General features: G+C 69.2%; 6 protein-coding genes. All 6 read right to left on the bottom strand.

The genetic code is table 11. From position 1 onward, the window contains the following. Positions 1-1,082, bottom strand: a 1,082-nt coding sequence (locus LWW96_RS03980; protein WP_291484375.1) for an NYN domain-containing protein, incomplete at its 3' end; no start/stop codon positions are given. Positions 1,083-1,151: 69 nt separating this feature from the next. After that, entirely contained in the window at positions 1,152-2,114 is a 963-nt protein-coding gene (locus tag LWW96_RS03975; protein WP_291484374.1) for a tripartite tricarboxylate transporter substrate binding protein, read from the bottom strand. 120 nt (positions 2,115-2,234) lie between these two features. Continuing rightward, a complete protein-coding gene (locus LWW96_RS03970) occupies positions 2,235-2,669 on the bottom strand; it encodes an Lrp/AsnC family transcriptional regulator (RefSeq protein WP_291484373.1) in 435 nt (144 codons plus the stop codon). A 102-nt stretch (positions 2,670-2,771) separates the two neighbouring features. After that, positions 2,772-3,155 carry a hypothetical protein gene (locus LWW96_RS03965; RefSeq protein ID WP_291484372.1) on the bottom strand — a complete coding sequence of 128 codons (384 nt, stop codon included), beginning with the start codon at positions 3,153-3,155 and terminating at the stop codon, positions 2,772-2,774. Between the two features lie 169 nt (positions 3,156-3,324). Then, positions 3,325-3,825, bottom strand: a complete 501-nt coding sequence (locus LWW96_RS03960) for a hypothetical protein (protein WP_291484371.1) — start codon at positions 3,823-3,825, stop codon at positions 3,325-3,327. Between the two features lie 148 nt (positions 3,826-3,973). Continuing rightward, complete coding sequence (gene uvrA, locus LWW96_RS03955) at positions 3,974-9,859, bottom strand: excinuclease ABC subunit UvrA (RefSeq protein WP_291484370.1); 5,886 nt, start codon at positions 9,857-9,859, stop codon at positions 3,974-3,976. Between the last annotated feature and the right edge of the window lie 32 nt (positions 9,860-9,891).

The following is a 9,891-nucleotide window of genomic DNA, read 5'->3' as shown; positions in this document are numbered from 1 at the left end:
GCGGGGGCGTCGTCGGCCCCGTCCTCGTGCGGCGTCTCGCTGCGACGGGCCTGGCGCGGCTCCGCGCGGTCGGCGCCTTCGCCGCGGCGGCCGCGGTGGCGTCCGCCGGGGGCGGCACCTTCGCTGGCCGCCTGGGGCAGCTCGGGGGCGATTGCCACCGCATGGAAGTCGTGCCGGGTCGCTCCGCCGGCCTGCACGCCGCGATCGCCCGGGGCCTCGCTGCTGCGCGCAGGCGCCGCAGCCCCGCCCGCCGGGCCGTGGCTGCGGTACACATACGCACCCGATTTCTCATCGCGCCCGAACTCCAGCAGCCCGCGCGCCTGCGCCTCTTCCAGCAGGTTGCCAAAGGTGCGGAAGCCGTAGCGGCCTTCGCTGAAATCGGGCTTGCGGCGCTTGATGGCCTCCTTGAGCACCGACGCCCAGATCTTGCCGGTATCGCCCCGCTCGGCCAGCAGGGCCTCGAAGGTTTCGGCCGCCAGTTCCACGCCCTGGGTGCGGCGCGCGTCCTGGCTTTCCTTGCGGTTGCGTTCCTCTTCCGGGCTGCGGCGCTGCGCGGGTGCCGGATTGCTGCCCGGGGCCTGCCGGCGCGCCTGGGCGCGCTGGTTCTCGCGCACCAGGTCGTCGTAGAAGATGAACTCGTCGCAGTTGGCGATCAGCAGATCGGACGTGGACTGCTTCACGCCCACGCCGATCACCTGCTTGGCGTTCTCGCGCAGCTTGGAGACCAGCGGCGAGAAGTCCGAGTCACCGCTGATGATGACGAAGGTGTTGACGTGCGATTTGGTGTAGCACAGGTCCAGCGCGTCCACCACCAGGCGGATGTCGGCCGAGTTCTTGCCCGACTGGCGCACGTGCGGGATCTCGATCAGCTCGAAGTTCGCCTCGTGCATCGTGGCCTTGAAGCCCTTGTAGCGCTCCCAGTCGCAATAGGCCTTCTTGACCACGATAGAGCCCTTGAGCAGCAGGCGCTCCAGGACGGGCTTGATGTCGAACTTTTCGTACTGCGCATCGCGCACGCCCAGGGCGACGTTTTCAAAGTCGCAGAAGAGGGCCATGCTGATGCTGTCGGAAGGAGATGCCATATCGTGTGAGGTTGTTCCGTTCAATGCCCCGGATCATCACACGGAACGGCTTCGCCGCCCGAAAGCGGGTCAGGACGGCCGTGCCAACCCGAGCTTTTCCACCAGCGCCTTCTCGCGTGCAAAGGTGTCTTCCGCAAACTTCTTGTAGGCCGAGGTGCTCATGTACATCGGCACCATGTCGTAGCGGGCCAGCGCGTTCTTGTAGCTGTCCTGCTCCATGGCCTGCTTGAAGGCGTCGTGCAGGCGCTTGACCACTGCGTCGGGCGTGCCCTTGGGCGCGCCGATGCCGAACGGCGAGTTCTGCACCAGGTTCAGCCCCAGCTCCTTGAGCGTGGGCGCATCGGGGAACTTGGCCAGGCGCTCGGCGCCCCAGGTGTTGAGCACGCGCAGCTTGCCGGCCTCGACCTGCGGAGCGAAGCCGGTGGAGTCGGCCGCCGCCATGAGCTGCCCGCCCAGGATGGCCTGCATCAGGTCGGCGCTGCCCTTGTAGGGCACGTGCAGCAGCTCGATGCCCAACTGCTGCGCAATCAGCTCCATGGTCAGGTGCGGGCTGGTCATGGTGCCGGTGGAGCCGTAGCTCAGCTTGCCGGGGTTGGCCTTGGCCCAGGCCACGAAGTGCGTCCAGGTCTTGAGCGGCGAGTCGGCGGGCACCACCACGCCGAAGGCATAGCCGGTGACGTTGAGCACGTAGCTGATGTCCTTGACCGGGTCCCAGTTGATCTTGGTGGTGTAGGGCAGGCGGAACACGCCCAGCGGAATCTGCGCGATGGTGTAGCCGTCGGCCGGGGCGCTTTGCAGCGCCTGCGCGGGCAGCGTGCCGCCGGCGCCGGGCTTGTTCTCCACGATCACGGGCTGGCCCAGCGCCTTGCCGGCGTTGTCGGCCAGCGCACGCATGGTGATGTCGGTGGGGCCGCCCGCCGGGAAGGCGATGACCAGCTTGATGGGCTTGGCGGGAAAGCTCTGGGCCTGCGCCAGGAACGTGGGCGCGGCGAGGCTGGCGGCTCCCCATTGAAGGATCTGGCGACGTTGCATGGCGGGGCTCCTCAAAACGAAAGACAAACGATGCGTTCATTGGACCGCAGCCCCCTGCGCGGGGCATGCAGGAAACTCCCTACCCCCTGTCGCCAAGGCGGCAGCGCGGCCGCCCCGTTGTCATGCCTTGTACGTGGACAGCAGCAGGCTGGTTTCGGTGTTGGCGATGCCCGGTGTGAGGCGGATGCGGGTGAGGGCCGCGTCGAAGGCCTCCAGGCTTTCGGCGCGCACCTCGGCCACGATGTCCCAGCGGCCGTTGGTGGTGTGCAGCGTGCCCACGGTGGGTTCGCCGCGCAGGGCGCGGATCACCTCGGGCGCGGCGTTGCCCTCCACCGCGATGCTCATCCAGGCGCGGATGCGCTGGGGCTCCACGTCGGGCCGCAGGCGCAGGGTGTAGCCGACGATGACGCCGCCCTCTTCCATCTTGCGCAGCCGGTTCTGCACCGTGCCGCGCGACACGCGCAGCTTGTGCGCCAGCGTGGCCACCGGCGTGCGCGCGTCGTCGCGCAGGATGCTGAGGATTTCGCGGTCGGTGTCGTCGAGCTTGGGGGTCATGGCGGCTTCGCGGTCAGGTGGGGGCGGCACCCCGGGGATCATACGCAAAATGGCCGCTAGCGCCCGACAGCAAAGCGCAAACAGCTATTCTTTTTATAGCAATCAGAGCCCACCCTTGCGGGGCGGCGGCGCGGAATGCACTTCCAGCCGCGCATCGCAGCCCACGCCCGACGCGATCCAGCGCCGGGCCAGGGCGGACAAGGACCGCACAGCCCAGGGGTGCGTCCAGCCGGTCACGTCCGCCGGGTCGGACACGGCGCCGCACCAGTAGCGCTGGTCGGCCTCGCTCCAGCGCAGCGCCACGCACGCGCCGGTGCGCCGCCGCGACAGCAGCATGCCCAGGGGACAGGGCTGCGCCAGGCAGCACAGCCCGCAGCCGTTGCACGGCGCGCCCTCGGCCGGCTTGGCCGGCGCGCCGGCCGGGCGCCAGAAGACGGCCACGCCGGCTTCGGAGCCAGGAGGGGACGGCGGGGACGGCAAGGGCATGGCAGAGCGGTAGGACGGGCGGCTGCACGGATGGCCCGCATTGTGTGCCCGGCGCGGCGCGGGGCGCCGCATGCCGCAAAAAAGCCCTCCACCAGCCAGGCCGGTGGAGGGCAGAACCGGCCGTTGCGGCCGGAGGAGGGAGTCAAGCAATGAAGAGAGGGGGCGCGCGTCAGCAGCCCAGCGGCCGGTTCGGGCGCATGGGGACGATGCCGCTCACGCGCAAGGTGTTGTTGGAGCCGTCGGTGGCGGTGAGGGTCTTGTTGGTAAAGCGCACCTGGTCGCTCTCGCGCACCACGGCGGTGTCGGCGGGCTCGCCGCTCGCATACTCCTTGCCGTCAAACGTCAGGAACACCTGGTGCAGGTTGGTGGCGTCGGGCCGGTAGCGGATGTCGCCAAACGCGGTGGCGGGCGAGCCGACCTTGTTGGCACCATCGAACTTGAAGGTGCACAGCTCGGGCGTGGAGCCGATGGGGTTCTTCTTGTCCACGTCGGTCAGGTTCAGCGCGCCGTTGCCATACACGCCGTTGAGCCCTTCCAGGCTGGCGCCGGTCACGGTCAGCACGCCGGGCTCGTTGCTCGGCGAGGGGTCGTCATCGTTGCCGCCGCCGCAGGCGACCAGCAATACGGAAGTGGCGGCCAGCGCGGCGCAGGTCTTGAAAAGGGTTTTCATGGTGATGGGCGTCCGTTAAGTGGTAATCGGTGGCCCATCGTAGGAATCCGTTTGGGGCGCCCGCGTGCGCCATGTTCCGCGCTGCGCGTAGGACAGGGGCGGACAGCGCTGTGCGCCGCGGGCGGGGCGCGCAAACGCTTCCAGCCGCTCAGCGCGACAGCACCGGCGCGAGCGCCCGGCCCGTGTGCGTGCCTGCCGCCACCACCTGCTCGGGCGTGGCCGCGGCCACGATGCGGCCCCCGCCGCTGCCGCCCTCCGGCCCCAGGTCGATGATCCAGTCGGCCTCGGCAATCACGTCCAGGTCGTGCTCGATCACGATCACGCTGTGGCCGCCGTCCACCAGCCGGTGCAGCACGCGGATGAGCTTGTCCACGTCGGCCATGTGCAGGCCCACGGTGGGCTCGTCCAGCACGTACAGCGTGTGCGGGGCCTTCTGGCCGCGGCGGCCCACCTCGTCGCGCACCTTGGTCAGCTCGGTCACCAGCTTGATGCGCTGCGCCTCGCCGCCGCTGAGCGTGGGCGACGGCTGGCCCAGCGTGAGGTAGCCCAGGCCCACGTCCTTGAGCAGCTGCAGCGGGTGCGCAATGCTGGGCATGCTGGCGAAGAAGTCCACCGCCTCGTCCACCTCCATCTGCAGCACGTCGCCGATGCTCTTGCCGCGCCAGGTCACCGCCAGCGTTTCGGGGTTGAAGCGCGCGCCGTGGCAGGTCTCGCAGGGCACCTTCACGTCGGGCAAAAAGCTCATCTCGATGGTGCGCACGCCCGCGCCTTCGCAGCTGGGGCAGCGGCCCTCGCCGGTGTTGAAACTGAAGCGCCCGGCCGCGTAGCCGCGCGCCCGGGCCTCCAGCGTCTCGGCAAACAGCTTGCGGATGGTGTCCCAGAAGCCGATGTAGGTGGCGGGGCAACTGCGCGGCGTCTTGCCGATGGGCGTCTGGTCCACTTCGAGCACGCGGTCGATGCTCTCGAAGCCCGACAGGCCCGTGCAGCCGACCAGCGGAGGCGCCTTGCCCGCGTCCATCGCATCGCGCCCCGCCTTGGTGGAGCGCTGCTGCACCCAGGCCTGCACGTTGGCCAGCAGCACATCGCGCGCCAGGGTGGACTTGCCCGATCCACTCACGCCCGTCACCGCCACCAGGCGGTGCAGCGGCACCGTGGCCGTCACGTTCTGCAGGTTGTGCAGTTGCGCGCCGTGCACCGTGAGCCAGCGCATGGCGGCGCGCTCCTTGGCCTCGGCGAGTGCGTCGGCCGCCAGCGCGGCGGCCTGGGCGGCGCGCTTCTTCACGGCCGCGCTTTGGCGGCCGGTGGGCGCTGCGGCCTCGGCCTGGGCGAAGGCAGCCGTAGCCTCGGCGCTGACTTCGGTTGCGACCATGCTGCGGCGCAGTTGCAGCGGGTGCTTCATCGCGTGCAGCAGGTAGCGGCCGGTTTGCGAATCTTCCGCGGCCGTGAGGTCACTCACCGAGCCCTGCGCCACCAGCCGCCCACCGCGTTTGCCAGCGCTCGGGCCAATGTCGATGATGTGGTCGGCGCGGCGGATGGTGTCTTCGTCGTGCTCCACCACCACCAGCGTGTTGCCCTTGTCGCCCAGCTTGTGCAGGGCGTTGAGCAAAATCTGGTTGTCGCGCGCATGCAGGCCGATGGTGGGCTCGTCGAGCACATAGCACACGCCCTGCAGGTTGCTGCCCAGCTGCGCGGCCAGGCGGATGCGCTGCGCCTCGCCACCGCTGAGCGTGGGCGCGCCCCGGTCGAGCGTGAGGTAGCCCAGGCCCACTTCTTCCAGAAATTCGAGGCGGCTCTGGATCTCGGGCACCAGGTCGCGGGCAATGTCGCTTTCACGTTGAGTCATGCGCTGGGGCATGCCATCCGCTCCGCGCAGCGTCTCCACCCAGCGGCGCACGTCCAGGACGGACAGCGCGGCAATGTCGGTGATGCCCACGCCCGCAAACTTGACGGCGCGGGCTGTGGCGTTCAGCCGCGTGCCGCTGCACGTGGGGCAGGCCGTGTCGGCCAGGTCTTCCACCTCGGGCTCGGCAAAGGTCTGCTCGCGGCCTTTTTCCTTGTCGTCCTGCACCGAGTCGTCAAACACCTTGCGCTGGTCTTTGGTGAGCTTGACGCCCGTGCCCACGCAGTCGGGGCACCAGCCATGCTTGCTGTTGTAGCTGAACAGGCGCGGGTCCAGCTCGGCATAGCTGGTGGCGCACACCGGGCAGGCGCGCTTGGTCGAGTACGCCTGCAGATGGCCGATGCCGGCGGTGGGCGCACCGCTTTCCATGGCGGCGGCCAGCGTGTCGATGCTTGAGAGGACATGCACCACGCCCTTGCCGTGCGTGAGCGCCTCGGCCAGCGCAGTGCGCAGCTGCGCTTCGTTCTCGGGCGACACATCCAGGCTGGCCACGGGCAGCTCGATGGTGTGCTCCTTGAAGCGGTCGATGCGCGGAAAGCCCGTGGTGGGCAGGAAGTTGCCGTCCACGCGCAGGTGCGTGTAGCCGCGCGGGCGGGCCCAGTCGGCCAGCTCGGTGTACACGCCCTTGCGGTTCATCACCAGCGGCGCGAGCAGGCCGATGTGCTGGCCGCGGAACTGCGTGAGCAATTGCGCGGCAATGCTTTCGGGCGTCTGCGGCTGCACGGCCGCGCCGTCCTTGACGCAGTGCTGGGTGCCGAGCTTGACGTACAAGAGGCGCAAAAAGTGCCACACCTCGGTGGTGGTGCCCACGGTGGACTTGCGGCCGCCGCGCGACAGGCGCTGCTCGATGGCCACGGTGGGCGGGATGCCGTACACCGCGTCCACCTCGGGCCGGCCGGCCGGCTGCACGATGGAGCGGGCGTAGGCGTTGAGCGATTCCAGGTAGCGGCGCTGGCCTTCGTTGAACAAGATGTCGAACGCCAGCGTGGACTTGCCCGAGCCGCTCACGCCGGTGACCACGTTGAACTTGCCGCGGGGAATGTCCACGCTCAGGTTCTTGAGGTTGTGCTCCTTGGCGTTGACGATTTCAATGGCGTTTTTGGCCTCCAGCGCCCGTCCTTCCTGCGCAAGCAGCTCCTGTTTTCGTAGCATTGCAGCCTTTTCGTGCACCGAATGGCCGCCCGCGCCCAGCGCCAGCTCGTAGTCGCGCAGGGCCTGGCCGGTGTGCGATGTGGCGTGCTGGCGCACGTCCTCGGGCGTGCCTTCGGCCACGACCAGGCCACCGCCGTCGCCGCCCTCGGGCCCCAGGTCGATGAGCCAGTCGCTCGCGCGGATCACGTCCAGGTTGTGCTCGATGACGATGAGCGAATGCCCGGCGTCGATGAGCTTGCGCAGCGCGCGCATGAGCTTGGCGATGTCGTCAAAGTGCAGGCCCGTGGTGGGCTCGTCGAACAGGAACAGCGTGCCCTTGCGCGCCACGGCCTGGCGCGACTTGGACGCCGTCTTCGCCGCCTCTGCCAGGAAGCCTGCCAGCTTCAGGCGCTGCGCTTCGCCACCGCTGAGCGTGGGCACGGGCTGCCCCAGCGCCACGTATTCCAGCCCCACGTCCACGATGGGCTGCAGCGCACGGATCACGTCGCGGTCGTTGGCAAACACGGCGGCGGCTTCGGCCACGGTGAGTGCCAGCACGTCGGCCACGTTGAGCGCCCGCCCGCCGCGCTCGATGGTGATCTCCAGGATTTCGGGCCGGTAGCGCTTGCCGTCGCAGTCCGGGCAACGCAGGTACACGTCCGACAGGAACTGCATCTCCACATGCTCGAAGCCCGAGCCGCCGCAGGTGGGGCAGCGGCCGTCGCCGCTGTTGAAGCTGAACTTGGCGGCGGTGTAGCTGCGCTGTCTGGACAGCGGGGCGACGGCAAACAGCTCGCGGATGCTGTCCCACGCGCCCACGTAGCTCACGGGGTTGGAGCGCGCGGTCTTGCCAATGGGCGATTGGTCCACGAACACCACGTCCGACAAATGGTCCGCGCCCAGCAGCCGGTCGTGCGCGCCCGGCGCATCCGTGGCCTTGCCGAAGTGGCGCAGCAGCGCCGGGGCCAGCACGTCCTGGATCAGGCTGGACTTGCCCGAGCCGCTGACACCCGTCACCGTGACCAGGCGCTGCAGCGGGAACTCCACCGTCACGTCCTTCAGGTTGTGCTCGCGCGCGCCTTCGAGGATCAGCCGCGGCGTGGATTCGGTGACCATGCGCTTGAAGCCGAAGCCCACGTGCTTGCGCCCGCCCAGGTAAGCGCCGGTCAGGGTGTCGGCACGCCGCAGGTCGCCCGTGGTGCCGTCAAACACGATCTGCCCGCCCTGGCGGCCGGGGCCGGGGCCCATGTCGATCATGCGGTCGGCCGCCAGCATCACGGCCGGGTCGTGCTCCACCACCACCAGGGTGTTGCCCGCATCGCGCAGGCGCAGCATGGCCTCGGTGATGCGGTGCATGTCGCGCGGGTGCAGGCCGATGCTGGGCTCGTCCAGCACGAACAGCGTGTTGACCAGGCTGGTGCCCAGGGCGGTGGTGAGGTTGATGCGCTGCACCTCGCCGCCGCTCAGGGTGCGGCTTTGCCGGTCCAGCGTGAGGTAGCCGATGCCCACGTCGCACAGGTACTTTAGGCGCGAGGAAATCTCCTCGTGCAGCAGCTTCAGGGCCTGCGCATCGCCGCCCGCCGCTGCGTCGCCCGAGGGAAGCTCCATGCGGTCGAAGAAGCGGCGCAGCCGGTCGATGGGCAGCAGCATCAGGTCGTGCAGGCACAGGCCCGGCAGGGCCTCCAGCTGCGCGCGGCTCCACTGCACGCCCTGGGGCAGGAAGCGCCGGCCGGGCTCCAGCACGGCATCGGCGTCCTCCTTGCGGCCGATGCGCCACAGCAGGCTTTCGGTCTTGAGGCGCGCGCCCGCGCAGGCAGGGCACGGCGTGTAGCTGCGGTACTTGGACAGCAGCACGCGGATGTGCATCTTGTAGGCCTTGCTCTCCAGGTATTCAAAGAACCGGCGGATGCCGTACCACTGCCTGTTCCAGTTGCCGTCCTTGTAGCCGGGCGTGCCGTCGATCACCCACTTCTTCTGATCGTCCGTGAGCTTGTACCAGGGCGTGTCGCGCGGAATGCCGGCCGCCTCGGCGTGCCGCATGAGGTCGTCCTGCGCCTCCTTCCAGGCGGGGGTCTGGATGGTCTTGATCGCGCCCGCCCGCAGGGTGAGCTTGTCGTTGGGGATGACCAGGCCGTAGTCCACGCCGATCACGCGGCCAAAGCCCCGGCAGCTCTCGCACGCGCCCACGGCGGAGTTGAACGAGAACATGGAGGGGATGGGGTCGCTGTAGCGCTGGTCGCTGTCGGGGCAGTGCAGGCCGGTCGAAAAGCGCCACAGCACGGGTTCGCCGTCTTCCACCAGGCGGTACACGTTCAAGCGCCCGGTGCCGCGCTTGAGCGCCACCTCGATCGCCTCGATCACGCGTGCCTTCTCGGCGTTGCCCAGCCGGAAGCGGTCCGCCACCACATCCAGCACCTTGCGCGGTCCGGTCGGTGTGGCCACCTCGCGCTCGGCCTGCACCTTGGTGAAGCCGCTGGCGGACAGCCATTGCTCGACCTGTTCCGCCGATGTTCCGCCAGGCAGCTCCACCGGAAAGGTCAGCACCACGCGTGGGTCGCCGGCCTCGGCGCTGCGCCGCTGCAGCTCGGCATAAATGGTCTCCGGCGAGTCGTGGCGCACGGGCTGGGCCGTCTGCTGGTCGAACAGCTGGCCCGCGCGCGCGAACAGCAGCTTCAGGTGGTCGTTCAGCTCCGTCATCGTGCCCACGGTGGAGCGGCTGGAGCGCACGGGGTTGGTCTGGTCAATGGCGATGGCCGGGGGCACGCCCTCCACCTTGTCCACGGCCGGCTTGTCCATGCGGTCGAGGAACTGGCGCGCGTAGGCACTGAACGTCTCCACGTAGCGCCGCTGGCCCTCGGCGTACAGGGTGTCGAACACCAGGCTGGACTTGCCCGAGCCGCTGGGGCCGGTGACCACGGTCAGCTCGCCGGTGCGGATGTCCAGGTCGAGGTTGCGAAGATTGTGCTGGCGTGCACCACGGATGCGGATGGTTCCCTGGGTCATGGGGGGGCTTTGCGGAGCGTTGGAGGGGTGAG

This window comes from Acidovorax sp. (genome assembly GCF_021287135.1).
GTDB lineage: Bacteria > Pseudomonadota > Gammaproteobacteria > Burkholderiales > Burkholderiaceae_C > Acidovorax.
The sequence above is the reverse complement of the archived record's forward strand: the minus strand, read 5'-3'. Positions and strand labels throughout refer to the sequence as shown.

Coding starts and splice junctions, on each gene's coding strand:
- LWW96_RS03975 (WP_291484374.1), bottom strand. CDS start 2,114: ATGCAACGTCGCCAGATCCTTCAATGGGGAGCCGCCAGCCTCGCCGCG.
- LWW96_RS03970 (WP_291484373.1), bottom strand. CDS start 2,669: ATGACCCCCAAGCTCGACGACACCGACCGCGAAATCCTCAGCATCCTG.
- LWW96_RS03965 (WP_291484372.1), bottom strand. CDS start 3,155: ATGCCCTTGCCGTCCCCGCCGTCCCCTCCTGGCTCCGAAGCCGGCGTG.
- LWW96_RS03960 (WP_291484371.1), bottom strand. CDS start 3,825: ATGAAAACCCTTTTCAAGACCTGCGCCGCGCTGGCCGCCACTTCCGTA.
- uvrA (WP_291484370.1), bottom strand. CDS start 9,859: ATGACCCAGGGAACCATCCGCATCCGTGGTGCACGCCAGCACAATCTT.